Origin of the sequence: Halomonas sp. SS10-MC5, from assembly GCF_015992245.1 — a bacterium.
In the GTDB taxonomy this organism is placed as follows: domain Bacteria; phylum Pseudomonadota; class Gammaproteobacteria; order Pseudomonadales; family Halomonadaceae; genus Halomonas; species Halomonas sulfidoxydans.
This window is the reverse complement of record NZ_CP065435.1, coordinates 952,309-977,925: the sequence shown is the minus strand read 5'-3', so window position 1 is coordinate 977,925 and position 25,617 is coordinate 952,309. Positions and strand designations below refer to the sequence as shown.

The 25,617-nt window shown below is 67.0% G+C and carries 24 protein-coding genes, 5 tRNA genes and 1 pseudogene; 8 read left to right on the top strand and 22 right to left on the bottom strand.

All coding sequences use genetic code 11. The features are described 5' to 3' along the window. Positions 1-165: 165 nt before the first annotated feature. The 14 genes from I4484_RS04605 to coxB all read right to left on the bottom strand — a co-directional run bounded on the left by I4484_RS04605 (position 166) and on the right by coxB (position 13,945). Positions 166-1,572 carry an NADH-quinone oxidoreductase subunit N gene (locus I4484_RS04605; protein ID WP_197449833.1) on the bottom strand — a complete coding sequence of 469 codons (1,407 nt, stop codon included), beginning with the start codon at positions 1,570-1,572 and terminating at the stop codon, positions 166-168. Continuing rightward, the gene (locus I4484_RS04600; protein WP_234283641.1) at positions 1,572-3,056 is read right to left on the bottom strand and encodes a NuoM family protein; all 1,485 of its coding nucleotides are present in this window, start codon (positions 3,054-3,056) and stop codon (positions 1,572-1,574) included. Before I4484_RS04600 ends, I4484_RS04605 begins: the two co-directional genes overlap by 1 nt. After that, positions 3,056-4,936: an NADH-quinone oxidoreductase subunit L gene (locus I4484_RS04595; RefSeq protein WP_197449831.1), complete on the bottom strand. Its 1,881-nt coding sequence runs from the start codon at positions 4,934-4,936 to the stop codon at positions 3,056-3,058. The genes I4484_RS04600 and I4484_RS04595 overlap by 1 nt, the downstream gene beginning before the upstream one ends. Before the next feature lie 115 nt (positions 4,937-5,051). Next, positions 5,052-5,357: an NADH-quinone oxidoreductase subunit NuoK gene (gene nuoK, locus I4484_RS04590; RefSeq protein WP_167111567.1), complete on the bottom strand. Its 306-nt coding sequence runs from the start codon at positions 5,355-5,357 to the stop codon at positions 5,052-5,054. 45 nt (positions 5,358-5,402) lie between these two features. Continuing rightward, positions 5,403-6,035, bottom strand: coding sequence for an NADH-quinone oxidoreductase subunit J (locus I4484_RS04585; RefSeq protein ID WP_197449830.1), 633 nt, complete (start codon positions 6,033-6,035; stop codon positions 5,403-5,405). A 19-nt stretch (positions 6,036-6,054) separates the two neighbouring features. Beyond that, positions 6,055-6,981 carry an NADH-quinone oxidoreductase subunit H gene (locus tag I4484_RS04580; RefSeq protein WP_197449829.1) on the bottom strand — a complete coding sequence of 309 codons (927 nt, stop codon included), beginning with the start codon at positions 6,979-6,981 and terminating at the stop codon, positions 6,055-6,057. Next, positions 6,978-8,291, bottom strand: a complete 1,314-nt coding sequence (locus I4484_RS04575; RefSeq protein ID WP_197449828.1) for a hypothetical protein — start codon at positions 8,289-8,291, stop codon at positions 6,978-6,980. The genes I4484_RS04580 and I4484_RS04575 overlap by 4 nt, the downstream gene beginning before the upstream one ends. Then, a complete protein-coding gene (locus tag I4484_RS04570) occupies positions 8,282-8,629 on the bottom strand; it encodes an NADH-quinone oxidoreductase subunit A (RefSeq protein WP_197449827.1) in 348 nt (115 codons plus the stop codon). The genes I4484_RS04575 and I4484_RS04570 overlap by 10 nt, the downstream gene beginning before the upstream one ends. A 177-nt stretch (positions 8,630-8,806) precedes the next feature. After that, positions 8,807-9,703, bottom strand: a complete 897-nt coding sequence (locus tag I4484_RS04565; RefSeq protein WP_197449826.1) for a c-type cytochrome — start codon at positions 9,701-9,703, stop codon at positions 8,807-8,809. Next, positions 9,700-10,059, bottom strand: coding sequence for a cytochrome c family protein (locus I4484_RS04560; RefSeq protein ID WP_197449825.1), 360 nt, complete (start codon positions 10,057-10,059; stop codon positions 9,700-9,702). Before I4484_RS04560 ends, I4484_RS04565 begins: the two co-directional genes overlap by 4 nt. Beyond that, the gene (locus tag I4484_RS04555; RefSeq protein WP_197449824.1) at positions 10,056-10,424 is read right to left on the bottom strand and encodes a hypothetical protein; all 369 of its coding nucleotides are present in this window, start codon (positions 10,422-10,424) and stop codon (positions 10,056-10,058) included. The genes I4484_RS04560 and I4484_RS04555 overlap by 4 nt, the downstream gene beginning before the upstream one ends. Next, complete coding sequence (locus I4484_RS04550) at positions 10,414-11,025, bottom strand: cytochrome c oxidase subunit 3 (protein ID WP_197449823.1); 612 nt, start codon at positions 11,023-11,025, stop codon at positions 10,414-10,416. Before I4484_RS04550 ends, I4484_RS04555 begins: the two co-directional genes overlap by 11 nt. Then, a complete protein-coding gene (ctaD, locus tag I4484_RS04545; RefSeq protein ID WP_197449822.1) occupies positions 11,025-12,935 on the bottom strand; it encodes a cytochrome c oxidase subunit I in 1,911 nt (636 codons plus the stop codon). The genes I4484_RS04550 and ctaD overlap by 1 nt, the downstream gene beginning before the upstream one ends. Then, positions 12,932-13,945 carry a cytochrome c oxidase subunit II gene (coxB, locus tag I4484_RS04540; RefSeq protein WP_197449821.1) on the bottom strand — a complete coding sequence of 338 codons (1,014 nt, stop codon included), beginning with the start codon at positions 13,943-13,945 and terminating at the stop codon, positions 12,932-12,934. Before coxB ends, ctaD begins: the two co-directional genes overlap by 4 nt. A 399-nt stretch (positions 13,946-14,344) precedes the next feature. On the opposite strand from coxB, the gene I4484_RS04535 reads away from it, so the two are divergent. Continuing rightward, entirely contained in the window at positions 14,345-15,208 is an 864-nt protein-coding gene (locus I4484_RS04535; RefSeq protein WP_197449820.1) for a cytochrome c oxidase assembly protein, read from the top strand. Continuing rightward, positions 15,205-15,837: an SCO family protein gene (locus tag I4484_RS04530; RefSeq protein ID WP_234283583.1), complete on the top strand. Its 633-nt coding sequence runs from the start codon at positions 15,205-15,207 to the stop codon at positions 15,835-15,837. Before I4484_RS04535 ends, I4484_RS04530 begins: the two co-directional genes overlap by 4 nt. On the opposite strand, the gene I4484_RS04525 is transcribed toward I4484_RS04530, so the two are convergent. The 8 genes and pseudogenes from I4484_RS04525 to I4484_RS04490 form a co-directional block, all read right to left on the bottom strand. Continuing rightward, a complete protein-coding gene (locus tag I4484_RS04525) occupies positions 15,834-16,433 on the bottom strand; it encodes an exopolysaccharide biosynthesis protein (RefSeq protein WP_234283584.1) in 600 nt (199 codons plus the stop codon). The two genes, I4484_RS04530 and I4484_RS04525, sit on opposite strands and share 4 nt — an antisense overlap. A gap of 87 nt (positions 16,434-16,520) precedes the next feature. Continuing rightward, positions 16,521-18,530 carry an FAD-dependent oxidoreductase gene (locus I4484_RS04520; RefSeq protein WP_197449819.1) on the bottom strand — a complete coding sequence of 670 codons (2,010 nt, stop codon included), beginning with the start codon at positions 18,528-18,530 and terminating at the stop codon, positions 16,521-16,523. A gap of 223 nt (positions 18,531-18,753) precedes the next feature. Next, positions 18,754-18,830: transfer RNA gene (locus I4484_RS04515), tRNA-Asp, on the bottom strand. 3 nt (positions 18,831-18,833) lie between these two features. After that, positions 18,834-18,910 (bottom strand) — tRNA-Val (locus I4484_RS04510). A 46-nt stretch (positions 18,911-18,956) separates the two neighbouring features. After that, positions 18,957-19,033, bottom strand: a tRNA-Asp gene (locus I4484_RS04505). Between the two features lie 29 nt (positions 19,034-19,062). Further along, positions 19,063-19,139, bottom strand: a tRNA-Asp gene (locus tag I4484_RS04500). A gap of 54 nt (positions 19,140-19,193) precedes the next feature. Beyond that, a tRNA-Val gene (locus tag I4484_RS04495) sits at positions 19,194-19,269 on the bottom strand. 128 nt (positions 19,270-19,397) lie between these two features. Beyond that, positions 19,398-19,942: pseudogene (locus I4484_RS04490) on the bottom strand (alpha/beta family hydrolase). A gap of 349 nt (positions 19,943-20,291) precedes the next feature. On the opposite strand from I4484_RS04490, the gene ccoN reads away from it, so the two are divergent. The 6 genes from ccoN (at position 20,292) to I4484_RS04460 (ending at position 25,602) form a co-directional block, all read left to right on the top strand. Then, entirely contained in the window at positions 20,292-21,719 is a 1,428-nt protein-coding gene (gene ccoN / locus I4484_RS04485) for a cytochrome-c oxidase, cbb3-type subunit I (RefSeq protein WP_197449818.1), read from the top strand. A gap of 22 nt (positions 21,720-21,741) precedes the next feature. Continuing rightward, on the top strand, positions 21,742-22,350 hold the full coding sequence (ccoO, locus tag I4484_RS04480; protein WP_197449817.1) for a cytochrome-c oxidase, cbb3-type subunit II: 609 nt from the start codon (positions 21,742-21,744) through the stop codon (positions 22,348-22,350). A gap of 2 nt (positions 22,351-22,352) precedes the next feature. Continuing rightward, positions 22,353-22,592, top strand: a complete 240-nt coding sequence (locus I4484_RS04475) for a cbb3-type cytochrome c oxidase subunit 3 (protein WP_197449816.1) — start codon at positions 22,353-22,355, stop codon at positions 22,590-22,592. Beyond that, positions 22,589-23,518, top strand: a complete 930-nt coding sequence (gene ccoP / locus I4484_RS04470; RefSeq protein WP_197449815.1) for a cytochrome-c oxidase, cbb3-type subunit III — start codon at positions 22,589-22,591, stop codon at positions 23,516-23,518. Before I4484_RS04475 ends, ccoP begins: the two co-directional genes overlap by 4 nt. A 129-nt stretch (positions 23,519-23,647) precedes the next feature. Further along, positions 23,648-25,087, top strand: a complete 1,440-nt coding sequence (ccoG, locus tag I4484_RS04465; RefSeq protein WP_197449814.1) for a cytochrome c oxidase accessory protein CcoG — start codon at positions 23,648-23,650, stop codon at positions 25,085-25,087. Then, the gene (locus I4484_RS04460) at positions 25,084-25,602 is read left to right on the top strand and encodes a FixH family protein (protein WP_197449813.1); all 519 of its coding nucleotides are present in this window, start codon (positions 25,084-25,086) and stop codon (positions 25,600-25,602) included. The genes ccoG and I4484_RS04460 overlap by 4 nt, the downstream gene beginning before the upstream one ends. Positions 25,603-25,617: the final 15 nt, after the last annotated feature.

Below are 25,617 nucleotides of genomic sequence, written 5' to 3'. Positions count from 1 at the left end.
AAGGGTTCGATCAGCGCATGGCGATAATTAAACGCTGCTTGGACGCAGGCAGCGCAGGGCTTCCCGCCGCCCCCGCTCTGCCTCGTCTCGCCAGCCGGATCGCATGAGGAGGACCTCCCTGCGCTCCCATTCTCGCCGCCAGCCCCGCCCCCTGTCTCCGAGGTGTCAGGACGGCAGGGGGAGCATGACTACGCCTGACGCCCCCAGGAGGAGCTCCATGAGCAGGGCTGACGCCACGATTCCCACGCCCCCTGCCAGCATGGCGAGCCTTGAATGCCCCCCCAACACCGCGACGGGCCCGGTTGGGCGCGTAAAGACCATGACGGCAGCCACTCGCAGGTAGTAGTACAGCGAAACCAGGGTATTGAGCGCCGCGACTATGGCCAGCCAGGCATGGTCGGCCGCCAGCGTAGCCTCGAACAGCAGGAACTTGCCGAAGAAACCCACCAGCGGCGGAATGCCCACCAGTGACAGCATGGCAACGATCAGCACCACAGCCGCCAAGGGTTGCGCCCTGGCCAGGCCGCGATAATCGGCAAGGTCGGTGCGTCCGCGCAGATGAGTGACCACGGCGAAGGCGGCCAGGTTGGCCAGCGCATAGGCGACGAGGAAGACAAGCAATGCCGACACGGCACCCTCGGCGCGCCCGATCACGGCCACCGCCATCAACGCATACCCGGACTGGGAGACCGATGACCAGCCCAGCAGCCGGCGAACGTCGATCTGGCGAAGCGCCGCCAGGTTGCCCAGGGTCATGGTGACCGCCGAGACCAGCGCTACCAGCCAGAGCCCCTGCTCTCCCGGCAACAGCGCCACCAGACGCGCCAGCGCCAGCGCCGCTCCTACCTTGGGCGCCACGCTGAGCATCGCCGCAACCGGCGCCGGGGCCGCCTGGGCGACATCCGGCATCCAGGCATGCGCCGGAAACGCCGCCAGCTTGAAGGCAAGCCCCAGGATCACGCAGCCCACGGCCACACTGAGCACCAGCCGGTCGCTCTGGGCAAGAAACGCGGCCAGGACGCGGTAGTCGGTGTCACCGACCAGGCCGAACAGCATGACCACCCCGACACACAGCAGCGCATTGGCCAGAGCGCCGATCAGGAAGTACTTCATGCCCGCTTCCAGCGCCGGCGCGAACCCGCGGTGGTAGGCCACCAGCGGGTAGCTCGCCGCCGAGGAGAGCAGCACGCCGAGCAGCAGCTCCATGCTGTCGCCAGCCGCCGCCATGACCACGGCGCCCAGCAGCGCGAACAGGCACAGCGCATAGTACTCGCCATGCCGCGGGTCGCTGCGCATCCAGTCGGGCGACATCGCCACGGCAAGTGCGCCGCTACCCAGAATGACGAGCTTGGCCAGCGAGGCCGGTGCATCCAGGATCCACACCCCAGAGAACGTTAGCGAAGGCGCTGCCGGCCACTGCACGACGACGGCACCCAGGGCGATCGTCAGCGTCACCAGAGCCGCACCGGCCAGCCAGCCCTGGCGGGCGTGCGGCAGGAAGGCGGCACCCAACACGATCATCACCGCCCCGATCAGCAGCGCCAGTTCGGGGGTCAGGTCCGCCACGGGCATCAGCGTCCTCCGGCCAGCAGGCTCGCCGAGGCCTCAACCACCTCGAGCAGGAAGTGTGGCGCCACACCGATCGCCACGACCCCCAGTGCCAGCACACCGAGCACCCCGATTTCGATCCGGTTGAGGTCGGGGAAATGTGCCAGGTGCTCGGGCAGCCGGCCGAAGAACAGCCGCCACAGCAGGTCGAGGAACAGCGCCGCGGTGATCACGATGCCCAGCACCCCCAGCACCGCCAGCCAGGGATAGACGGCGAAGGTGCCGGTAAACACCTGAAACTCGGCGACGAAGCCGGCCAGCCCCGGCATGCCGAGACTGGCGAAGGCGGCCAGCACGGTCAATGCGGTCAGCTGCGGCGCCCGGCGAGCCAGGCCACCATAACGCGCCATGGCATAATCCCCCGTACGCTGCCACAGCGAGCCGCTGATCAGGAACAGCGAGCCGGTAATCAGGCCGTGGGCAACCATCTCCACCGTGGCACCGGTCAGCGCCAGCCGCCGTGCTTCGTCATGCCCGCCTATCAGCGAAGCGGCCACGGCAATCCCCAGCACGGTGTAGCCCATGTGGTTGATCGAGGTATAGGCGATACGCCGCTTGAGGTTGGTCTGCCCCAGCGCCACCAGGGCACCGTAGAGAATCGCCACCAGCGCCAGCACTGCCACCGGCAGGGCGAAACGGGAGAAGGTCTCGCCGAGCATGGCCAGCGGCAGCCGGATCATGCCGTAGGTACCCATCTTGAGCAGTACCCCGGCAAGAATCGCCGAGGCCGGCCCTGGCGCATCGACGTGGGCCTGGGGCAGCCAGGTATGCACCGGCACCAGCGGGGTCTTGACCGCCAGCCCCACCATCATCGCCAGAAATACCAGGCTGGCATAGGTGCCCCTGCCCGCCAGCGGCTGCTGCTCGATGATGGCGCGCATGTCGAATGTCGGCGTCTCGAGAGCGAGATAGAGCCCGATGATGCCAAGCAGCAGTGCCAGCGAGCCGGCAAAGGTATAGAGGAAGAACTTGAAGGCGGCGAGCTGGGGGTCGCCGTGACCCCAGCGCCCGATCAGAAAGTACATGCCCACCAGAGTGAGATCGAAGCAGACATAGAACATCAGCAGATCGAGGGCCAGGAAGACCCCTAGCGACACGCCGTGCAGGAACAATAGCCAGGCATAGTACTGGCGCGCCTCCCCCCGGGTATCGAAGGGATAGACGACGGCGGCAACGAACAGCACCGCACTCATGGTCGCCACGGCCAGGGCGATACCATCGACGCCAACCCGGTAGGCCATGCCCAGCGACGGCACCCACTGCACCTCGTCGACATGCTGGAACAGCGGACCGGCCGGATCGAACGTCAGCCAGGCCAGCGCCAGCGCCAGCAACGAGGCGCCGGATGCTACCACGGCGATCCAGCGCGCCTGAGCGGCACTCCAGCGCGAATTCAAGGCAAGCGGGAGAGCGCCCAGCAGGGGAGCGAACAGCGCGACGGTCAGCATCACATCGAGGCTCCTATCAGCAGCAGCAGGAAGAACGTACCGAGGCCGGCGGCCATGGCGGTGTAGTAGTGGTGGGTCTGGCCGGACTGCGTCGCCCGGGCCCAGCGCCCGCCGGCCTCTACCCCCTGTGCCAGCGCACTGGGCAGGCCGTCGGCCAGCCATTCGCCGCGCCGAGTGTTGACGTCGGCCAGCCACTGCGCGCAGCGCGCGGTGATCATCAAGCCGGAGTCGACGACCCGATCGTCTCCGCGCGCCAAGCCTCGTGCGGTTGCGTGAATGCCTTTTGCCAGCTGGTTGATAGGCACGGCCAGCAGGGCGTCGTCGCCACGCGCCAGGCCACTTGCACCGGCACTGGCACCTTGCGCCAGGCGGGTCAATGGCAAGTCGAATACCCGATCGTCAAAGCGAGCCAGGGCCCGGGCGAACCGCATGACACCCAATCCCACGCCGCTATGCAACGTCGGCAGGCCGAACCAGTCGGCCAGGACCGGTTGCCAGGCCGGTTCCGCCTCACGCGGGCTCCCACGGGTTAACCACAGCCCCATGCCAATGCCCAGCGCCACAAGCGCCAGCGACACCACCATCAGCCACGCATGCTCCTTGGGCAGCACGACCCCCAAGTTCGCCGCGATCGACTCGGAGAACGGCCGCCACCACAGCAGCGAGAGCATCAGCGTGGCAAGCGCCAGCCCCGCCAGCGAAATTCGCTCCGCCCCGGCCGGCGGCCGGCCCGAGACGAGTCGCCGTGGCGAGCGACCGAAGGCCAGCCGCTGGAAGCGGGTGGCATAGAGCGCACTGAGCCCGCCGGCGATGGCCACAAACAGCGCCAGCCAGGGCGAGATATCGACGGCGGCGGAGGCGATCTGCTCCTTGCTCCAGGCCGCCCCCAGCGGCGCCACGCCGGCCAGCGCCAGGCACAGCACCAGGCTCGCCCCCGCCACGCCCGGCAGCTGTCGCCCCAGTCGCATGTCCGCCAGCCGGTAGCTGTCGACGCGCCGTTCGGCCAGCCCCGCGACCAGGAACAGCCCCGCTTTGAGGCAGGCATGGGTGACGGCGTGCAGCAGTGCCACACCGGGGAAGCCCGCCCCCACGGCGACCCACATCAGCCCATACTGCGCCGACGTGGAAGCGGCCAGCAGCCGCTTGGCGTGGCCCTGGCAGCTCGCCACCAGGCCGCCTGTCAGCGCCGTGGCCAGCCCCAGGAAAATCACCAGGGGCGAAAACCAGGCGGCCTGCTCGAGCTGCGGCGCCAGCCGAGCGAGCAGGAAGGTTCCGGCGGCGACCATGGTCGCCGAATGCAGCAGGGCCGAGGCCGGCACCGGCCCGGCCATGGCGGCAAACAACCAAGCACTGAACGGCAGCTGTGCTGACTTGGCCGCCGCCGCCAGTACGATGCCGGCCACGGCGACGTGCAACAGCCCACCCGAGAGATCGTCGAGGGCGGCATAGCCGAAACCGCCGGTGCCGGCGAACAGCGCCCCTGCGGCAACATACAGCCCCAGGTCGCCCAGCCGGGTGGCGAGGAAGGCGTGCATCGCCTGGCTCGGGATGCCCTCCTCCTGCCAGCGATGCAGGATCAAGCCCCAGGAACAGGCCCCGACCAGCTCCCAGGCTACCAGCAGGGTCAGCAGGTCACTGGCCAGCACCAACAGTTGCATGGCGCCAACAAAGGCCAGCAGCAGGGCCACCAGGCGGTGCGGCGCCTGTCTGACATGGATCGCGGCATAGAGCGTCACCGGCAATGCCACCAGCGGTACCAGCCAGGCGAAAACGTCGCCTGCCAGGGAGCGTTCCAGCCCCAGCGTCAGGGACTCGCTCCAGCGATAGCTCGCCACTACCCCGGCGTTCAGCGAAAGCCCCGTCACGGCAAGAGTCAGCAATAGCGCCACCCCCGCCGAGAGCCCGAGAGCCCGAGAGCCAGCGGCCCGAATCGCCGCCCGGCCCCGTAAAGCAGCAGCGACAGCAACCACGGCGTCAGCGGTACGGCCCAGAGCGTCATTGCTTCAACTCGCTCAGGGCTTCGGTCGTGTCGGCCTGCTTGGCGCGGAACACCGCCACCACCAGGGCGAAGCCGAGCGCCATCTCGATCGCCATGACTGCCATGATCACGATGGTCAACAGCTGCCCTTCGGGGGCACCGGCGCCGCTATAGGCCCAGAAGGCCACGGCCGCCAACATCGCCCCGTTGAGCATCAGTTCGAGGCCCATCATCAGCATCACGAACGATTGCTGCGACAGCGCCCCATAGAAGCCGATGCCGATCAGCGCCGCTGCAAGAACGAGTAGCGTGGTGAGTGTCATGTCGCCCTCCTGGCCTGTGTTACGCGTCGTTCCACCGCGTCATCGCTAATGGTGGTGTTGGTGGGCGTGGCCGCCCTCTTCTCCTTTTTCCTCTTCGCTCTCCTTTGGCCGGCCTGCCGGCTCGCCGCCGGGCTCGAGCCCGGGCGGTACCGAGCCCTCGTCGGCGCGGCCATAGCGGCCACGTCGGCTCGACAGCACCACCACGCCGACCATGGTGGTCAGCAGCACCACGCCGGCGGTCTCGAAGACCAGCATCGAATCGCCGAGCAGCTCACGGCCCAGCGAGATCACCGGCGCATGCTCCGCCGGCAGCGGCATATCGGGAAAATCGCCGAGCACGGCCACCGCCGAGAGCACGCCGAAGACAGCGACACCGGCGACGATGGCAACTCTCTCCTGGTGCACCATCTTCATCGGATTGAGGCCGGCCGGGTTCATCATGAACATGACCATGAACAGCGCCATGACCATCATCTCGACGGCCATCATGAAGAACATCGCCACCCCCAGGTACTCGGCGGTGAGCAGGATCATGATCCCGCCTACGGCGATGAACGACAGCAACAGGAAGAACGACGCCCGCACCATCGAATCGGTGCAGAACACCCGCCAGCCGCTGAGCACGGCCAGCGCCGCCAGCACCACAAAGGCAATATGCGTAGCGAGACTTGGCGTCATGTCGGCTCCCTGGCCTCACTCAGGCCATCCACAGGGCCACCGCCCCGGCCCAGATCAGGTCGACGAAGGAGAGCGGCAGCAGCACCACCCACATCAGCGTCAGGCAGCGCTCGGGAGCGAGCCTGGGCAGCCGACGCCCCAGCCATAGCAGCACCACCAGTACCGCCAGGCTCTTGAGCAGCAGCCAGGCCGGCCCCGGCAGCCAGGGACCCATCCAGCCACCGAGGAAGGCGGTGGCGGCAATCGCACTGAAGGCCACCAGCATGGCGGCGCGCGCCAGCGCCCACACCAGACGCGGCGGGCCCGAACGCTCGACCGCGGTGCCCGTCGAGAGATCCGTCGAGTCGGCCAGGTCGAGCGGTCCCCAGAAGGTCAGACCCAGCCCCACCACCAGGAACAGCGGCAGCCCCAGCGGCTGGGACACCACGTGCCAGAGCGACTCCTGCGCTGCGACCACCTCGGTCCAGCGCAGCGACTCGGCCGGCAGCGCCACGCCGATCAGCACGAACATGCTGACCAGCAGGTAGGAGATCCCCAAGGCGACGTAGCGGTAGGCGCCGATCAACGCCAGGTGAGAATTGGCCGACCACCCATGCAAAAAGATCACCACCGTGGCCAGCGCCTCCAGGCTGCCCCACAGCACCAGGCTGGTCGCCAGGTCGACCCCGACCAGCGTCGGCGACCACGGCACCAGTGCCAGCCCCGTGGCGGCCAGGGCCAGGTAGAGCGCCGGCGCCAACCGCCAGGCACCTGCGTCCGGTGCCTCGGTGGTCGTGGCCTGCTGCGTCAACAGCCAGGCGGCGCTGGCCAGGGGAGCGAGCCAAACGCTTCCCGCCTGGGTCGAGCCCGTCGCCATCCAACGGTCGAGCACGGCCACGAGATAGGCGCCCAGGCCAGCCATCAGCCAGGCCAGCAGCCACGGCAGGATCAACTGATCGAGGATCATGGACTCCCCTCCCGTTTCGCCTCGGCGAAGCCGGTCCGCCAGTCGTTAGCGAGGGGGAGCGGATCAAGGGCAGCGACGTCCAGGCTGGCCAGGGTCAGCAGCGCTTCGCCCCACTCCAGTTCCGGGAGCACCTCACCCAGCAGGTCGCTCATATCGTGAGGGAAGCCCTCGGCCCAAGGGCCGCGCGGGGTCTCGACGGCAGCGGTCTCGGCGGTCTTCAGGTCGTAACGGGCGGCCCGGCCGGCCAGCGACAGGGACTGCTCGATCTCGTCGAGCCACTGCCGCCAGCGAGCCGCCGTATCGCCCGCTTCTCGGCAGGTCGGTGCAAAACCGAGCCGACGGTAGCTGGAATCCTCGCTGCGCAGGTCCGCATCGATGCCCGCCGCGCGGGCCGCCGGACCACCGAGCTGCCGCGCCTGCGCTTCGTCCAGCACGCCGCGACCAGGCTCGGGCAGCGCCAGCCGCCACAGCCCCCCGCGCTCCAGCTCGCGGCGCAGGCCCGCAACATCGCTGTTCGGACCCAGCTTTTCGGCCAGGCGCAGGGCCCGTTCCGCCATTGTCGGCCAGCCTGCCAACCACAGCCCCCGGTAAAGCCGGTGCAGGTGATGACGGGCGCGAGCGAGCTCGAGCTCGGCGATCGGCACCGACGACTGGCGAGCCGCATGAAAGATCGGTTCGACGACGCCGGCGAAGGGCTTGCGCGTGACCGTCCAGGCCTGCACCAGATCACCCTGCAGGCTGACCTCGGCCTGAAGACCCGGCGGCAACGCGGAATGAAACGGCCCCAGCCGGAAGGTCAGCGTATCCAGCGTCAGGCCATCGCGACGATCGTCCTGCATGTTCATGGCCATGGGCCGACCGTAGGGCGTGCCGCCCATCATGCCCTCGCCGCCATGGCCATCGTCGCCGAGCCCCTCCCAGGGATTCGGCGGCTCGTCCGGTAGCAGCCGGGGCGCACTGTCGCGCTTGCCCAGCATCAGCTCGCGATGCGTCTCGACCACGCCCTGGGGCAACGCCTCGACGACATCGATACGTATGGGGTTGCGCAGTGCCTCGAATGGCTCGCAACGACACCACACGCTGGCGAACGGGGCGGGCAACTGATCGTGGATACGGCGCAGGTCGTCGCGCCAGCCGGTCGGGATAACGCCCGCCACCAGCAGCACGCTGGCATGGCGAGGCGTGTCGACGAGACGAATACCGGGCACGAGCGCAAGCGTTTCGCGCACCGGGCCGATACGCGCCGCCTCGGCAAGGAAGACGGCCGCCGGCGCGCGAGCCGCCAGGCGACGTTGCCAGCTCACTGCCACCGGAACACCCCCTCACGCCAGGCGTAGACGATGCCCACCGCCAGGATGGCCAGGAACATGCCCATTTCCATGACCGCCGTGGCCCCCTTCTCGACGAATACCACCGCCCATGGATACATGAACATCATCTCCATCTCGAAGGCGATCAGCAGCAGCGTCATGGGGTAGTAGCGAATGTGATAGCGGTTCCAGGCATGCGTATCGGGGCTGCCGCCACCGAGAAAAGGTGCCCGCTGGGGGTAGGTCGGCTTTGGCTGTCCACGGGCCGGCAGCCATTGCAGCAGACATCCAAGGCCCAAGGTCGTCAACAGGACGGTTGTCAGGGTGAGCAGCGCCATGCGAATCCCTCGCGTTGCGTTCAAAAGCCCAGTGTGTATACGCGGACCTTGTCTCTCCTTGAGCGAATATCAGGCCCGGGCGCCCCTTGACACAGCGTAGTTGCGGCCACCGGCAGGAACAAACGCCACTCACCCGGTGGTGCGTCCAGGATCGCTGCGAACGTGGTGCCCGCAGACCTATTTCAGCGTCTCCAGATAGGCCGCCATGTCCAGGGCATCCTGCTCCGTCACGTCCAGGTCCGGCATGGCAGTGAGCGGATCCACCTCGGTGGGGTGGCGCAGCCAGTGCACCATGTTCTCGGGCGTGTTGGCCAGCACCCCGGCGATATAGCGACGCCCGCCGATGCCCGCGAGCGGCGGGCCGACGTCAGAATGCGGTCCCACCGTGCCCGGAATACGATGACAGGCGATGCAGGCATAGCCATACAGGGCCAGCTTGCCGCGGGCGGGATCGGGTTCCGCGGCGGCACGTGCCGGAGCGGAGGCGCTCACGGTCGTCACGTCGCGCGGCGGCTCGCGCGCATCACCACCGCGCAGCGCCTGGTAATCGGCCGGGGACATCTCCGGCATCTGCATGATGAAGGCGACGATGGTCCAGATCTGCTCGTCGGTGAACTTGAACTGCCAGCTCGGCATGCCGGTCATCTTGATGCCGTGCTTGATGGGCCAGAAGAGCTCGGCGGCGCTCTTGGCCTTCGCCGTATGCGCCAGGTTGGGCGGCACCGGCGTCATGCCCTTGCCGACATCGTCGCGGCCCACGCCGGGCGCGCCATGGCACTGCACGCAGCGGGCCTGGTAGAGGCGTCGCCCCTCCTCGGCCATGTCCGGCGTCAACGACGGGACCTCGATCTCCTCGGCTCGCTGGCGGATGGAGCGGTCCAGCGCCAGGTTGAGCAGGGTGAAGACGGGCTCGGTATGCTGCTGCAGCGCCGAGACGTTATAAGCGCCCCAATAGACGAAGCCGGCCGCGCCCACTCCCATGGCGACGACCAGCGCCGCGATAGCGAGGCCGACATGGATTTCGATCCGCTTGCGGATCCTACGGACGGAGTCTTGGCGTTCCTGATCGTTCATTTGAGCGTGTACAGGTAGGCGGTGATATTTCGGGCGTCACTCTCGCCGACACCCATGTTCGGCATGGCCGTGCGCGGGTCGACCGCTTCCGGCTCGCGAATCCAGCGCACCATGTCGTCGGGCGTGTTGGGCAATACGCCAGCCAGGTAGACACGCCTGGCGATGCGCTCGAGCGACGGCCCCGTGCGGCCATCTGCTCCGCCGATGCTGGGGATGACATGACAGCTGCCGCAGCCGTACTCACGGATCGCCGCCTGGCCCACTTCCGGGTCGCCCGGCGGTGGCTCGGCTTCGTCACTGCTGCAGCCGCTGGCGATGAGCAGCGGCAGCAAGAGGAGCACAGTTCTCGCTGTCATAGGCACGGCCCCAGAAAGAAGTTGGGCACACCTTCGGCCACGACGAGCAGCGCGGACAACGCGCTGATGAGCAGCCCCATGACCGCCATGAAGCGCATGCGCCCCGCCTCGCCATCGCCGGAGCCCGGCCAGTGCCGCCCGGCGCGGCCCCACTGTCGCCAGGCCATCGCAGCGCCGGCCAGGCTCAGCAACAAGGTGACCAGGGTCGTGGCGTGCAGCATCCACATGACGCCGTTCTCGCAGGCCCGGGCCACCAGCAGGTAACTGCCCAGCAGGTGAAGCGCCCAGGCAGCGGGACCGATCACCCAGCCGAGCCACAACATCAGAGGGTGCAGCAGCACGCCGCGATCCGGTTCACTGGCCATAGACGCGCGGCCCCCAGTACAAGAGTAGATAAAAGGGAATCCAGGCGAAGCAGACGAAATACCAGTAGTTGGTATCCACCACGACGCCGATCTGTCGCTGCCGGGTGAAATAGCCGCGCCAGGCCAGGATGGCGACTACCGCACTGCCGAAGACGATCGACGTCACGTGAACGTAGTGAAAGCCGGAGATGGTCCAGACGATCGAACCGTAGGCGTGATCCTTCCAACTGAACTCGTAGGCCATGAGTTCCAGCGAGCGCAGCACCAGCACCGTCGTCGCCAGCAGCACGCTGGCGGTGACGCCGATGGCCAGCCCGCGCTGGTTGCCGCGCTTGATGGCGCGTCCGGCCAGGTACATGGTGAGGCTGCTCAGCATCAGCAGCCCCAGGTTGATGCTCGGCCACAGCATGGGCGGGGCCGACTCGCCGCGCGGCGGCCAGGTGTCGGCGTAGGCCGCCAAGTACATGTAGCTGACGCAGAAGGTCAGTACCACCGCCGACTCGATCGTGATCAGGCCGAGAATGCCCCACCACAATGGCGCGCGCTGGTCGGGGTTGAAACGGGTCATGTCCGAGACGTCGAACCCCTGCACGACTTTCATCAATCGTCCCTCCAGGGTCGGCGTGGCCAGAACCAGGCCACCAGGGTGAAGGCCACCAGGAAGAAGGCGATCACGAAGAAGATCGGATGGAAGATGATGCCGATGAACCCCATCGAGGCGGCCACGGCCGAGACGAACGGCCAGATGGTCGGGGCGGGCAGCACCTGCACGCCCACGGGTTTGGCATCGAGGACGCTGGTGAGCACCACCTCGCGACGGTCATGACGCAGGCCGGTGACGACGGCACGTTCGCCCGCCTGCTCCCAGTCCCACAGCGGCCAGCGGCTCTCAACCACGGGGATATGGCGAAAATTGTAGGAGGCCGGCGGCGAGTCCGCCGCCCACTCCAGGGTCGGCGCGCCCCAGGGGTTCGGCTCGGCCCGCCGGCCGCGCAGCACGCTCCAGATGGCATTGATCAGCGTGACGCCGAAGCCCGTCGCCAGCACCAGGGAGCCGATCGTCGCCAGCAGGTTGAGATCGCCCCAGCCCATCTCCTCGACATAGGTGTAGATGCGCCGCGGCATGCCTTCGAGCCCCAGCTGATGCATGGGAAAGAAGGTCACGTTGAAGCCGATGAAAGCCAGCCAGAAGCTCCACTTGCCGGCCGTTTCGCTCATCATGCGGCCGGTGATCTTGGGCCACCAGTAATAGGTCGCGCCGATCAGCGGGAAGACCGCCCCGCCGATCAGCACGTAGTGGAAGTGGGCAACCAGGAAGAAGGTGTCGTGCACCTGGGTGTCGAAGGGAATGGAGGCCACCATGACGCCGGTCAGCCCGCCGATGACGAAGATGGCGAAGAATCCCAGCACCCACAGCATCGGCGTGGCGAAGCGGATCCTGGCGCCCCACAGCGAGGCGATCCAGCAGAAGATCTGCACCCCGCTGGGGATGGCGATGGTGACGCTGGCAGCGGTGAAGAAACTCATGCCGAGCTGGGGCAGGCCGGTGGTGAACATGTGGTGCACCCACAGGCCGAAGCTGACGAAGCCGATGGCCACCACCGACAGCACCAGTGCCGTGTAGCCGTAGATCGGCCGTCGGGTAAAGGTAATGATGATCGTCGAGATCATGCCCAGTGCCGGCACCAGGATGATGTAGACCTCGGGATGACCGAAGTACCAGAACAGGTGCTGCCACAGCAGCGGCTCGCCGCCGCCCTCGACGATGAAGAACTGGGTGTTCACCAGCCGGTCGAGGATCAGCAGCGTACTGCTGACGATCACCGCCGGCATGGCGAAGACGATCATGAACGACATCACCAGCGCCGCCCAGACGAACAGCGGCATGCGATTCAGCGACATGCCCGGCGCGCGCATCCGCAGCGTGGTGACGATCAGCTCCACCGCCGCGGTCAGCGCCGAGACCTCGATGAAGGTGATCATGGTCGTCCAGACGTCGACCCCGTAGCCGGGCGAGTAGAGCTTGCTCGACAGCGGCACGTAGTTGAACCAGCCGGCGTTGGGCGCCATGCTCAGCAGCAGTGAGCCGAACAGCACGATCCCGCCGATCAGATAGACGTAATAGCCGAAGGCGTTGAGCCGGGGAAAGGCCATGTCGCGCGTGCCCACCATCAGCGGCACGAAGTAGATGGCGAAGCCCTCCATCACCGGAATGGCGAAGAAGAACATCATTACCGTGCCGTGCATGGTGAAGAACTGGTTGTAGAGCTCCGGCCCGATGAACTGCTGCTCGGGGCCGGCCAGCTGCAGGCGAATCAGGATGCCGAGAATCCCCGCCAGCAGGAAGAAGATGAAGGCGGTAATGATGAAGCGCTTGCCGATCATGCGCTGGTTGACGTGGGTGAACCAGCCAAGCAACCCGCCGGGCGAATGCCAGGTGCGCTCCAGCTGCGTGGCCTGCTCCGCCGAATCGATCCTGTCGTGGGGGGTGGCGGGTGTCTCGAGCGTCATTCCAGGCTCTCCAGGTAATCGAGCAAGGTCTTGAGCTCCTCCGGTGTCAGGTCGCTCGGCGGCATCCTGCTGCCCGGCTTGACGTGCTGCGGGTCGGTGATCCAGCCGCCGAGGTGTCCGATTCGGTTGGGCACCGTGGCGCCGGCCAGCGTGCGCCGACCGGCAAGATGAGTCAGATCGGGGCCTAGATCGCCGTCGGCCGGCGTGCCGCGGATGGTGTGGCAGCCGGCGCAGCCGGCATCGAGAAACACGTCGCGCCCTTGGGCTTGCGCACCCGTCTCCGGTTCCATCGCTGACCGGCGCTGGCCCTCCAGCCAGGCATCGAACGCTTCCGGCGCCTCGGCCACCAGCAGGAAGGCCATCAGCGCATGCTGCGTGCCGCAGTACTCCGCGCACTGGCCGCGATAGACGCCGGGCTCGTCCGCCGTCATCGCGGTGACGTTGGAGCGCCCCGGCATCATGTCCGTCTTGCCCTTCAGGTTGGGCACCCAGAAGCTGTGAATGACGTTGTCCGACTTGAGCAGGAAGCGGACCGGCTCGCCGACGGGCACGTGGATCTCGTTGGCGGTCGTGGCGATGCGCTCGCCCGTCTCGTCCAGGTAGTGCACCTCCCACCACCACTGCTTGCCGATGACCTCCACGGTCATGGCAACGTCGGGCACGGGGGCCTCGATCACTCGGCCGATGGAGAAGCTCGAGAGAGCGAAGGGAATCGTTGCCGCCAACGGCAGGAGAATGCCGCCGGCGATCACCAGGTTGCGACTCTGCCTGGCGTTCAGCGGCAGCGCGGCCTGCTTGCGACGGGCACGCAGCACGGCCACGGCCAGCAGCGTCAGCACCAGCAGCGTGACCAGGGCGGCGACGAACAGCGTCGGCCACCACAGCCTGGCGATCAGCGCGGCGGCCGAGCCCGCCGGGTCGAGGGCCGACTGGGGGCCTTCGCAGGCAGACAGAAGCGGAGCGGCGGCCCCGGCCAGCCCTGTTGAGCGAACGTACTTGCTGAGGGGCATTGGCGTGACAATCCATTGCTGATGCGTGCGCGAAACGCTACCGCGGCGCATTCCATGCAAGATCCGATAGACGCGCCGTGGGGCGCGTTCAGACGGCTCGGTTCCGGCGAGGCAGCGAGAAAGCGTCGCCAGCGCCGATACCGGATCAGAGCCGGCGCGTCGACCCTGTTTCGCCTTCACCCTAGTACAGGATGGCGCGGCCTGCTCGTCGCTGCCGAGCGTGGCCACCGATCCTTACGCCTTCCGCAGCAATGCGCTCCTTCACACGAAGCGATGGCAGAGCATCCCTCCGGCGCTGTCGCCCGGGTGTTTCCTGGCCGGTCAAGTTCGCTATGCTGGAGGACACACTTCCAGACGGCGACTGCCGCCGCCTCGGCAAAGGAAGGCAAAGGAAGGCAAATGCTCGAGTTCGAGCGCATCATGGGCGTCTTGCAGCCCTGGGAGTTTTCCCTGTCTTGGAGCGCCGCCTGCCTGCTTGCGGCGGGCCTGTACCTGCGCGGCCTGCAGCGACATCGGCGGCAGGCAGCGGGGACCTGGCGTGCACTCGCCTATCTGCTGGGCGTCGGCGCGATCTATGCGGTGACGCAGACTCACTTCGATTACCTCTCGCAGTACATGTTCTTCATCCATCGCGCCCAGCACCTGGTGCTGCATCATGCAGCGCCGTTCCTGATCGCCCTGGCCGCGCCGCTGCCGGTCCTGGCGGCCGGCATGCCGAATCGCCTTCGCCACCTCCCGGGGCGGGCCGCGGCAGCCCGGCTCCTGCGGCCGATCTACCGTCTGCTGCAGCATCCGGCAGTCGCCCCCCTGCTGTTCGTCGGGCTGATCTACTTCTGGCTCATCCCCGAGGTCCATTTTGATGCCATGCTCAGCCGCCAACGCTACCAGGTGATGAACTGGAGCATGCTGCTCGACGGCCTGCTGTTCTGGTGGCTGGTGCTCGACCCACGCACGCCGCGCCAGGGCGGGCTGGGGTACGGCATGCGCATCCTGGCCCTGCTGCTGGTGATTCCGCCGCAAATCCTGCTGGGGGCCTACCTCACCTTCAGCGAGAACGTGCTGTTCGACGTCTATGCCGTCTGCGGTCGCGCCTGGCCCATCGCGCCACTGACCGACCAGCAACTGGGCGGGCTGATCACCTGGATCCCCGCCTCGATGATGAGCGTGGCAGGTGTGCTGATCGTGATTCGCGCCATTCTATCCGGCAAGGGCGACGCGCGCCCGGGCCAACCGGAACAGCCAGAAGGAGTCCCCCAGCCATGAGACCCACGACGCCCCGCCCCGACTCGCCAAGCCGTCCCCCGCTGCGCCGCACCCGGGTTCTGGCGGGGCTGCTCGCGCTGGGCAGCGTGCTGATGGGCTGCTCCGACCCGGGCTGGCAGACCAAGGACATCGCCGGTCTCATGCCGCCCCTGGCGTTCGAGCTCACAAGCGAGTCGGGGGAGCGGGTCGAGGCGCAGGCCTTTCGCGGCGACACGACGCTGCTGTTCTTCGGTTTCACGCAGTGCCACGACGTCTGCCCGGCCAGCATGGCGCACCTCGACTCGATCCTCGACGAGCTCGGCGAGGAGGCGCGCGACGACCTGCGAGTGCTGTTCGTTTCGGTGGATCCGGCCCGCGACGATGCCGAGGCCCTGCGCGAGTACACGGCGAATTTCGGCCCCGAGTTCGTCGGCCTCACCGGCAGCAAGGAGGAGCTGGATGCCCTGACCCGCCGCTACCGGGTGACCTACGGCTATGGCGAGAAGGACGACGGGGGACGCTACACGGTGTCCCACCCCAGCGCGATCTTCGCCTTCGATCGCCACGGCGAGGCACAGCTGCTCATTCGCCAGGACGACGCCAGGGAGGCGGTGGTGAGCGACCTGCGCCGGCTCCTGGCCAAGGGCTAGAAAAGCCCCAGGTAGACGAAGACCAGGGTGGCGAGCGTCACGGCGAACGCCACGGCGGCCAGGAGCCCATCGTGAGCCATCAGGGACAGGCCGAATAGCGTGAGGGCGAAGCCAGCACCGTTGGCGGTGAACGGCACCACCTCCATCGGCGGCATGGCCAGGGCAATGACGATGCAGGCCAGGGCAACGGCGACGATTCCGGCGCCGTGGGTCAGGAAGGTCAGCCGCGGCTTGAGCCACTTGTCCACCCAGCGCGCGGGCCGACGGCTCCAGCCGATCGCCTTGTCGAGCTTCTGCCTGGAGACGGATCGATTCAACAGGAACCCCGGGATCCAGAAGTGGTGCGCTCTAAACAGCAGCTGTACGGCCACCAGCAGGACCAACAGGGCCATCAGGGTGGGAACGCCGGGAATGTCCCCGACCACCGGCATCAGGGTGATGATGCCGGGCACCAGCAGCAGGGGGGCAAAGGAGCGACGGCCGACCTCGTCGAGCAGGTCGCCGAGGCTGACCAGGCCGGCACCTTCGTCACCCCCGGCACGCTTGAAGCGGTCGAGCATCTGTTCCAGGTCGTGAGGCTCGTCGGGCTGGGTCACTCGCACCTCCCTGTCGTCGGCTTTCCCCCTGGCCCCAGGGTCGCCCATCCGCGCCGACTTCGCCACCCGCCTCGCCCCGACGGCCGTTCACAGCCCCGCCGCCACCCGCGTACCCTGGTCGATGGCGCGCTTGGCATCGAGCTCGGCGGCTTCGTCGGCGCCACCGATCAGGTGCACCGCCACGCCGGCCTCCCGGAGCGGCTCGAGCAGCTCGCGGACCGGATCCTGTCCGGCGCAGATCACCACGCTGTCGACCTCGAGCAGGCGCGGCTCCTCGTGGTGGCGAATGTGCAGGCCCTCGTCGTCGATGCCGACGTACTCGCAGCCGGCCAGGGCCTCGACGCCGCGATGGCGCAGCGACGCCCGGTGCACCCAGCCGGTCGACTTGCCCAGCCCCTTGCCGGGCTTGGAGTGCTTGCGCTGCAGCAGGAAGACCTGGCGCGGTGTGTCGGGGCGCTCGGGCGGGCGGAGGCCGCCGCGCTCGGCAACGCCGAGGTCCACGCCCCATTCGGCGCACCAGGCCTCGCGGTCCAGCGAAGGATGCCCCACGTGGGTGAGCAGCTCCGCCACGTCGAAGCCGATGCCGCCGGCGCCGATGATCGCCACCCGCCGCCCGACCCGCTCGGGATGCAGGATCGCCATGGGATAGCTCATTACCTTGGGATGCTCGATGCCCGGCAGGTCGAGCCGGCGCGGGCGCACGCCGCTGGCCAGGATCACCGCGTCGAAGCCGCGCAGAACCTGCACGTCGGGCTCGCTGCCGAGCTTCAGCGTGACGCCATGCTTGTCGAGCATCACCTTGAAGTAGCGCAGCGTCTCGTCGAACTCCTCCTTGCCCGGGATCTTGCGCGCCAGGTTGAACTGGCCGCCCAGCTCGCCGGTGCGCTCGAACAGCACCACCCGGTGGCCGCGCTGGGCGGCGGTGAGTGCCGCCGCCATGCCGGCCGGGCCGCCGCCGACCACGGCGACGTCACGCGGCGTCTCGGCCGGTTCGATGACGAGCTCGGTCTCGTGACATGCCCGGGGGTTGACCAGGCAGGAGGTGAGCTTGCCCTGGAAGGTGTGATCGAGGCACGCCTGGTTGCAGGCGATGCAGGTGTTGATCTCGTCGTCGCGTCCTTCGGCCGCCTTGCTCACCCAGGCCGGATCGGCGAGGAAGGGGCGCGCCATGGAGACCATGTCGGCGTGCCCCTCGGCGAGCACCCGCTCCGCCACCTCGGGCATGTTGATGCGATTGGTGGTGATCAGCGGGATGGCGAGCTCGGCCTTCATGCGCCGGGTGACCTCGGTGAAGGCCGCCCGCGGCACGCTGGTGACGATGGTGGGCACGCGCGCCTCGTGCCAGCCGATGCCGGTGTTGATCAGGCTGGCGCCGGCGGATTCGATGGCACGCCCCAGCGTCACGACCTCCTCCCAGGTGCTGCCCTCCTCCACCAGGTCGATCATCGACAGGCGGAAGATGATCAGGAAGTCGTCGCCCACCGCCGCGCGGATCCGCGACACGATCTCGACCGCGAAGCGCATGCGGTTCTCGAGCGAGCCGCCCCAGCGGTCGTCGCGCTGGTTGGTGCGCAGGCACAGGAACTGATTGATCAGGTACCCCTCGGAGCCCATCACCTCGACGCCGTCGTAGCCGGCCTCGCGGGCCAGGGAGGCGCAGCGTACGTAGTCGGCGATCTGGCGTTCGACGTCCGCGTCGCTGAGTTCGCGCGGCACGAACGGGTTGATCGGCGCCTGCAGCGGCGACGGTGCGACCAGCTCGGGCGAGTAGGCGTAGCGCCCGGCATGCAGGATCTGCAGGCAGATGCGCCCGCCCTCGGCATGCACCGCCTCGACCACGCCGCGATGATCGGCCACCTGCTCGGCCCGCTCCAGCGTGGCCGCGCCCTGGAACACCGCCCCTTCGGGGTTGGGGGCGATGCCGCCGGTCACGATCAGTCCCACGCCTTCACGGGCACGCTCGGCATAGAAGGCCGCCAGGCGCGCGAAACCATTGGGCGCCTCCTCGAGGTTGGTATGCATGGAGCCCATCAGCACGCGGTTGGGCAGGGTCAGATGGCCCACCTCGAGCGGACGAAAGAGATGAGGATAGCGCACGCCGAACTCCTCCTTGGGGTCGAGTCACGATAATTTCAAACAACTGTATGATAGCCGGACGACAGGCGCAAAGGAAAAGCGACGCTTTCGCCCAAAGGCGAAGTGCGCTGGGCTCTCGCGACAGGAGACGCCGCAGCTCGTGCCCATCGGGCGAAGGCGAGACGGAGGGAGTATAGACGATACGAAAAGGCCCCGAGCCTGGGCTCGGGGCCTGAAATCGAAATGGCGGACCGGACGGGACTCGAACCCGCGACCTCCGGCGTGACAGGCCGGCATTCTAACCGACTGAACTACCGGTCCGCGTGGTGGGTGATACCGGACTCGAACCAGTGACCCCCAGCATGTGAGGCTGGTGCTCTAACCAACTGAGCTAATCACCCACGCATATCGCACTGCTGCGATGAGGACTTGCAGGCCGGGACATCATGGCGGACCGGACGGGACTCGAACCCGCGACCTCCGGCGTGACAGGCCGGCATTCTAACCGACTGAACTACCGGTCCACGACAGATGACACCAGCGACGGAAACGATGGCGGACCGGACGGGACTCGAACCCGCGACCTCCGGCGTGACAGGCCGGCATTCTAACCGACTGAACTACCGGTCCGCTGCATGCTTCCTACGTGTTCAGGATCTCGCCATCGCCCGTGTCTGGGCGCGATGGTGGGTGGTACAGGGTTCGAACCTGTGACCCCCAGCTTGTAAGGCTGGTGCTCTCCCAGCTGAGCTAACCACCCCTGGTCACGTGGCGCTGAATTCTACAGGGATCGGCTTGGTTGTCAATGCCCTGGCCGTGCAAAACGGCCTCGGCAGCACGTTTTCTCGAGACGTAAATGGCTCAAGCCCGCGTCGTTCGTGTCATTGCTCACTGTGGCACCCGATGCGCTTTCATGAAAGCGGCGATCGCGGCCGCCCCCTCCTCGATCAGTTTCGCCTGGGTACGCCCCGATCGCCGCCGCGGCTTCCAGTCGTGGTCGCCATCTTCCAGCCAGTGGACGCATGCCCGCTCGCCCAGCGAATAGGCCTCGACCTCCTCGCGGGTGCCAAACGGGTCGCGGCTGCCCTGCACCACCAGGGTGGGGCAGTCGATGTCGGGCCAGTGCGCGAGGCGCAGGCGATCAGGCCGGCGCGGCGGATGGAAGGGGTAGCCGCACAGTACCAGGCCGGCGGCCTTTTCACGTGCCGCCAGCAGGCTGGCCACACGCCCGCCCATGGACTTGCCGCCAAGCCAGGGGGTACCTCCATGAGGATGTGTCAGAATGTCGCACCAGCGCGATAATTCTTCTACCAAGCGGTCGATGGGTGGCGGCGGGATTCGCCGGCCCTCGCGCTCGCACGCTGCAGGTAGGCGAACTCGATGGCAAGGGTCTGCACGCCCTGCTCGGCGAGCGCACCTCGCAATTGATTCATGTAAAGAGAATGCTGTCCAGCCCCCGCGCCATGGGCGATCAGCAGGCGCCCGACGCTGCCGTCACCGCGCACTTCCAGCGGGCCGAGCCCTTCGACAAACCAGCGCCCGGGCTGTCGTACGCCGCCCTGTACATGCCTCTGAACTACCTCAATGGGAACCGCACTTAATCGTGCAAAGTTGGACACACGTCAATTTCCTATACGAGTTTCGCTTGTATCCTTGGTTCAGTCTGTCAGGCGGCTGCGCTAGAATCCGCCCTGCTTTCTAACCTGCATCACCCTCAACCGGGAATCTTGCCGTGGCCTGCGCCACCGCGAGCTCTCGATTCGCGTTCGACGGGAACCTGACATGAGCACAGCACTAGAGCATCCGACCTACAACTACAAGGTAGTTCGGCAGTTCGCGATCATGACAGTGGTGTGGGGCATCGTGGGCATGCTCCTCGGTGTCATCCTTGCCGCACAACTGGTCTGGCCGCAACTCAACCTCGATCTGCCCTGGACGAGCTTCGGCCGCCTGCGCCCGCTGCACACCAACGCAGTCATCTTCGCCTTCGGCGGCTCCGCGCTGATGGCCACCTCCTATTACGTGGTGCAGCGCACCTGCCAGACGCGGCTGTTCTGTGACCGCCTGGCCGCCTTCACCTTCTGGGGCTGGCAGGCAGTGATCCTGTCGGCGGTCGTCACGCTGCCGCTGGGCTATACCACCACCAAGGAGTACGCCGAGCTCGAGTGGCCGATCAACATCCTGATCGCCGTGGTCTGGGTCAGCTATGCCATCGTCTTCCTGATGACCATCAAGCAGCGCAAGACCTCCCACATCTACGTGGCCAACTGGTTCTTCGCCGCCTTCATCTTGACCGTGGCGGTGCTGCACATCGTCAACAACGCGGCGATCCCGGTGTCGTGGATGTACTCCACCTCGATCTACGCCGGCGCCATCGACGCCATGGTGCAGTGGTGGTACGGCCACAACGCGGTGGGCTTCTTCCTGACCGCCGGCTTCCTCGGCATGATGTACTACTTCGTGCCCAAGCAGGCCGAGCGCCCGGTCTACTCCTATCGCCTGTCGATCGTCCACTTCTGGGCGCTGATCATGATCTACATGTGGGCCGGCCCACACCACCTGCACTACACCGCCCTGCCCAACTGGGCGCAGTCGCTGGGCATGGTGATGTCGATCATCCTGCTGGCGCCCTCCTGGGGCGGCATGATCAACGGCATGATGACCCTCTCCGGCGCCTGGCATAAGCTGCGCACCGACCCGACCCTGCGCTTCCTGGTCGTGGCCCTGTCGTTCTACGGCATGTCGACCTTCGAGGGGCCGATGATGGCGGTGAAGACGGTCAACGCGCTGTCCCACTACACCGACTGGACCATCGGCCACGTCCACGCCGGCGCCCTGGGCTGGGTGGCGATGATCACCATCGGCTCCATGTACCACCTGATTCCGCGCCTGTTCGGCCGCACCGAGATGCACTCGGTCGGGCTGATCGCCGTGCACTTCTGGCTGGCCACCATCGGCACCGTCCTCTACATCGCCTCGATGTGGGTCAACGGCATCCTGCAGGGCCTGATGTGGCGCGCCATCAACCCGGACGGCACGCTGATGTACACCTTCGTCGAGGCCGTCGAGGCCAGCGGACCGGGCTACATCGTGCGCCTGATCGGCGGCCTGTTCTGGGTCACCGGCATGCTGATCATGGCCTACAACGTCTTCATGACCGTCAAGCGCAGTGAAGCCGCCAGCCAGCAGCCGATTCCGCAGTCTGCCTGAGTAACCGGGGAAACCGACACCAATGAAACACGAGATCGTCGAAAAGAACGTTGGCCTGCTTGCCGTGCTGATTCTGGTGGTGATCAGCTTCGGCGGCCTGGCCGAGATCGTTCCGCTGTTCTTCCAGAAGCAGACCACGGAGCCGGTCGATGGCCTGCGCCCCCTCTCCGCTCTGGAGTTGGAGGGGCGTGACATCTATCGTCGCGAGGGCTGCGTGGGCTGTCACTCACAGATGGTGCGCCCGTTCCGTGCCGAGACCGAGCGTTACGGTCACTACAGCGTGGCCGGCGAGTCGGTCTACGAGCACAACTTCCTGTGGGGCTCCAAGCGCACCGGGCCGGACCTGGCCCGCGTCGGCGGCCGCTACAGCGACGACTGGCATCGCGCCCACATGTACAACCCGCGCGACGTGGTGCCGGAGTCGGTCATGCCGGCGTACCCCTGGCTGTTCGAGCGCACCCTCGACGGCAAGGACACCCCGCGCAAGATGGAAGTCCTGCGCAGCCTCGGCGTGCCCTACACCGACGAGGAGATCGAGGGTGCCACCCGCGAGGTACGCGGCCAGCAGGAGATCACGGCCCTGGTCGCCTACCTGCAGCAGCTGGGGACCGTGCTCGAGGGCACGCGCTGATCATGGATACCGGTACCTTTCGCGGCATCATCACCGGTCTGCTGATCATCGCCTTCCTCGGCATCGTCTGGTGGGCCTATTCCCGGCGGCGCAAGCCGGACTTCGACGAAGCGGCCCAGCTGCCCTTCGCCGATGAAGACGAACAATCGAACCGAGACCGCAGCGCCTCGCAGCAGGGCTCGCTCCGCGAGCAGGCAGGCGAAGCCGATTCCCGTAAAGACAGGGGAGACGAAAACGCATGAGCAATCTATGGGATGACTCCCTTTCCGGGTTCTGGAGCGCCTGGATCATCTTGATAACGCTGGGCTCCATCGCCTTCGCCTTCTGGATCCTGTATGCCAACCGCAAGACCGACAAGGTGCCCGATGCCGACGGCAACGTGGAAACCACCGGCCATGCCGCGGACGAGATCGAGGAGTACGACAACCCGCTCCCGCGCTGGTGGTTCCAGCTGTATGTCGCCACCGTGGTGTTCTCGCTCGGCTATCTGCTGCTCTACCCCGGGCTTGGCAACTTCGCCGGCCTGCTCGGCTGGACCCAGGAGGGGCAATGGGAGGAGGAGGTCGCCCAGGCGGAAGAGCGCTTCACGCCGATCTTCGCCCAGTACGAGGAGATCCCGATTCCCGAGCTGGCCCAGGATGCCGAGGCCATGCAGGTCGCCGAGCGGATCTTCCTCAACAACTGCGCGGTGTGCCATGGCGCCAACGCCCAGGGCGGCTACGGCTTCCCCAACCTGACCGACGACGACTGGCTGTATGGCGGCGAGCCGGAGCAGATCCAGACCACCCTGGTACGCGGGCGCAACGGCCTGATGCCCTCCTGGCAACAGCTCGGCGAGGAGAACATCGAGAACGTCGCCAACCATGTGCTGGCACTCTCCGGCCTGGAGCACGACGCCGAGCGCGCCGAGCTGGGCTCGGCGGTCTTCACCTCGGTGTGCGCGGCCTGCCACGGACCCGACGGTACCGGCAACCAGGCCCTTGGCGCGCCCAACCTGACCAACGACACCTGGCTCTACCAGGCGCCCGGTCAGAGCGTTGCCGACTCGGTGCGCCAGACCCTGCGTAACGGCCGCAACGGCCACATGCCGGCCCAGGAGGCCTACATCGGTGCAGAGCGCGTCCACCTGGTCGCCGCTTACATCTACAGCCTGCGACTACGCGACTGACGGCTCCCGCCCGGGCGGGCAGTGCGACCCACCGTCGCACTGCCCCGCCACGCGACGGGCTCCCGATACAATGAAGCCCTCTTCATTGCCTTCCCCTTGCGGGCCAGCGCGGCCCGCCGCGAGTCCGACATGAGCGACAAGATTCCCACTCGAGACGTGACCCCGGAAATCGTGGGCCACCACACGCCCCAGGCGACGGTCCAGCACGACATGTACGCCAGCCGGCGTCACATCTACGTGCGCGAGATCAAGGGGTTCTTCCAGCGGGTACGCCGCGCGGCGAATTGGCTGTTGATGCTGGCCTTCTTCGGCCTGCCCTGGCTGACCTGGGGCGATCGCCCGCTGATCTGGTTCGACCTGCCCGGGCGTGAGTTCCATATCTTCGCCGCCACCTTCTACCCGCAGGAGTTCGTGCTGCTGTCGTGGCTGCTGATCATCTGCGCCTTCGGCCTGTTCTTCATCACCGTGTTCGCCGGACGCGTCTGGTGCGGCTACACCTGCCCCCAGAGCGTGTGGACCTTCCTCTACATCTGGGTGGAGCATCGCCTGGAGGGTTCGCGCAACCGCCGCATCAAGCTCGACCGCGAACCCATGAGCCTCGACAAGGCCTGGCGCAAGGGGGCCAAGCACGCCATCTGGCTGGCCATTGCGCTGGCCACCGGTGTCACCTTCGTCGGCTACTTCACGCCGATTCGCGCGCTGGTCGCCGAACTGCCCACCCTCGAGGCCCATGGCTGGTCCTACTTCTGGGTCGGCTTCTTCCTGGTCTTCACCTACCTCAACGCCGGCTGGCTGCGCGAACAGGTGTGCATCTACATGTGTCCCTATGCGCGCTTCCAGTCGGTGATGTTCGATGCCGACACCCTGATCGTCTCCTACGACGCCGCCCGCGGCGAACCCCGCGGGTCGCGCAAGAGGAGCCTGAGCCACGCCGAGGCCCGCGAAGCCGGCCACGGCGACTGCATCGACTGCGACCTGTGCGTACAGGTCTGCCCCACCGGCATCGACATTCGCGACGGCCTGCAGTACGAGTGCATCACCTGCGCCGCCTGCATCGATGCCTGCGACAGCGTGATGGATCGCATGAACTATCCACGCGGGCTGATCCGCTACACCACCGAGAACGCCCTGCAGGCAAAACGGTCCCATATCCTGCGTCCCCGCCTGCTCGGCTACTTCGCCGCCCTGGTGGTGATGATCGGCCTGTTCGCCTGGACGCTGGGCGACCGCACGCCGCTCAACTTCGAAGTGGAGCGCGAGCGCGGCCAGCTCTACCAGATGACCCGTGACGGGCGTATCAGCAACGTCTATACCTTGACCGTGCGCAACCTCGACGACCGGGACCACGACTACCGGCTCGCCGCTCGCGGCCTGCCCGGCCTCGAACTCGACACCGAGACGCTACAGGTACCGGCCGGCAGCTCGCGGCTGTTCGCCGTGCAGGTCACCGCCGACCCCGCCGTGCTGGAGCTGCCCAGCCACCCGATCGAGCTGCTGCTGCAATCGCAGCACGACGAGCGCATCGCGCTCGAGCGCGAGGCCCGCTTCATCGGCAATATCCGGAGATGACCGACATGACCTCCCCCACCCCCTGGTACAAGCAGTTCTGGCCGTGGTTCCTGCTCGGCCTGCTGTTCTCGGCGATCGGCGTCAGCTCGACCTTCGCCGTGCTCTCGGTACGTTCCTTCGACGGCATGGTCCAGGAGGATTACTACGAGCACGGTCGCGCCATCAACATGGTGCTGGCCAAGCAGCAACGCGCCAACGAGCTGAACCTCGACGCCGAGTTGCGCATCGACCCGCTGACCAGCGACATCATCGTCCAGCTCGACGGCGACGACCGCCCCGAGCGGCTCCACCTGCGTTTGATCTTCCCCACCCAGGACGACCGCGACCAGGACCTGACGCTGGAGCACGTGCGCGACGGCCGCTACCTGGGCCAGGCGCCCGACAACCTGCGCCATCGCTGGTACCTGCAGCTGCAGCCCAGCACCGAATCGCCCGAGTGGCGCCTGGTGGGCGAGGCTCGCTTTCCCAGCGAGGAGAGCTTCAGCCTCACGCCCGGCGTCGAGCGGCGCAGCTGACACGAGCGTAGTGAC

Bases quoted from the DNA above. Each gene is read 5' to 3' on its own strand.
- ccoO (WP_197449817.1), top strand. From the start codon at position 21,742: ATGAAACACGAGATCGTCGAAAAGAACGTTGGCCTGCTTGCCGTGCTG.
- ctaD (WP_197449822.1), bottom strand. From the start codon at position 12,935: ATGACGCTCGAGACACCCGCCACCCCCCACGACAGGATCGATTCGGCG.
- I4484_RS04600 (WP_234283641.1), bottom strand. From the start codon at position 3,056: ATGCTGACCGTCGCGCTGTTCGCTCCCCTGCTGGGCGCTCTCCCGCTT.
- I4484_RS04585 (WP_197449830.1), bottom strand. From the start codon at position 6,035: ATGACGCCAAGTCTCGCTACGCATATTGCCTTTGTGGTGCTGGCGGCG.
- I4484_RS04530 (WP_234283583.1), top strand. From the start codon at position 15,205: ATGAGACCCACGACGCCCCGCCCCGACTCGCCAAGCCGTCCCCCGCTG.
- ccoP (WP_197449815.1), top strand. From the start codon at position 22,589: ATGAGCAATCTATGGGATGACTCCCTTTCCGGGTTCTGGAGCGCCTGG.
- I4484_RS04565 (WP_197449826.1), bottom strand. From the start codon at position 9,703: ATGAACGATCAGGAACGCCAAGACTCCGTCCGTAGGATCCGCAAGCGG.
- nuoK (WP_167111567.1), bottom strand. From the start codon at position 5,357: ATGACACTCACCACGCTACTCGTTCTTGCAGCGGCGCTGATCGGCATC.
- ccoG (WP_197449814.1), top strand. From the start codon at position 23,648: ATGAGCGACAAGATTCCCACTCGAGACGTGACCCCGGAAATCGTGGGC.
- I4484_RS04570 (WP_197449827.1), bottom strand. From the start codon at position 8,629: ATGGCGCTGCTCACCCTGACAACCGTCCTGTTGACGACCTTGGGCCTT.
- I4484_RS04605 (WP_197449833.1), bottom strand. From the start codon at position 1,572: ATGCCCGTGGCGGACCTGACCCCCGAACTGGCGCTGCTGATCGGGGCG.
- I4484_RS04555 (WP_197449824.1), bottom strand. From the start codon at position 10,424: ATGGCCAGTGAACCGGATCGCGGCGTGCTGCTGCACCCTCTGATGTTG.
- I4484_RS04460 (WP_197449813.1), top strand. From the start codon at position 25,084: ATGACCGACATGACCTCCCCCACCCCCTGGTACAAGCAGTTCTGGCCG.
- coxB (WP_197449821.1), bottom strand. From the start codon at position 13,945: ATGCCCCTCAGCAAGTACGTTCGCTCAACAGGGCTGGCCGGGGCCGCC.
- I4484_RS04560 (WP_197449825.1), bottom strand. From the start codon at position 10,059: ATGACAGCGAGAACTGTGCTCCTCTTGCTGCCGCTGCTCATCGCCAGC.
- ccoN (WP_197449818.1), top strand. From the start codon at position 20,292: ATGAGCACAGCACTAGAGCATCCGACCTACAACTACAAGGTAGTTCGG.
- I4484_RS04550 (WP_197449823.1), bottom strand. From the start codon at position 11,025: ATGAAAGTCGTGCAGGGGTTCGACGTCTCGGACATGACCCGTTTCAAC.
- I4484_RS04580 (WP_197449829.1), bottom strand. From the start codon at position 6,981: ATGATCCTCGATCAGTTGATCCTGCCGTGGCTGCTGGCCTGGCTGATG.
- I4484_RS04475 (WP_197449816.1), top strand. From the start codon at position 22,353: ATGGATACCGGTACCTTTCGCGGCATCATCACCGGTCTGCTGATCATC.
- I4484_RS04535 (WP_197449820.1), top strand. From the start codon at position 14,345: ATGCTCGAGTTCGAGCGCATCATGGGCGTCTTGCAGCCCTGGGAGTTT.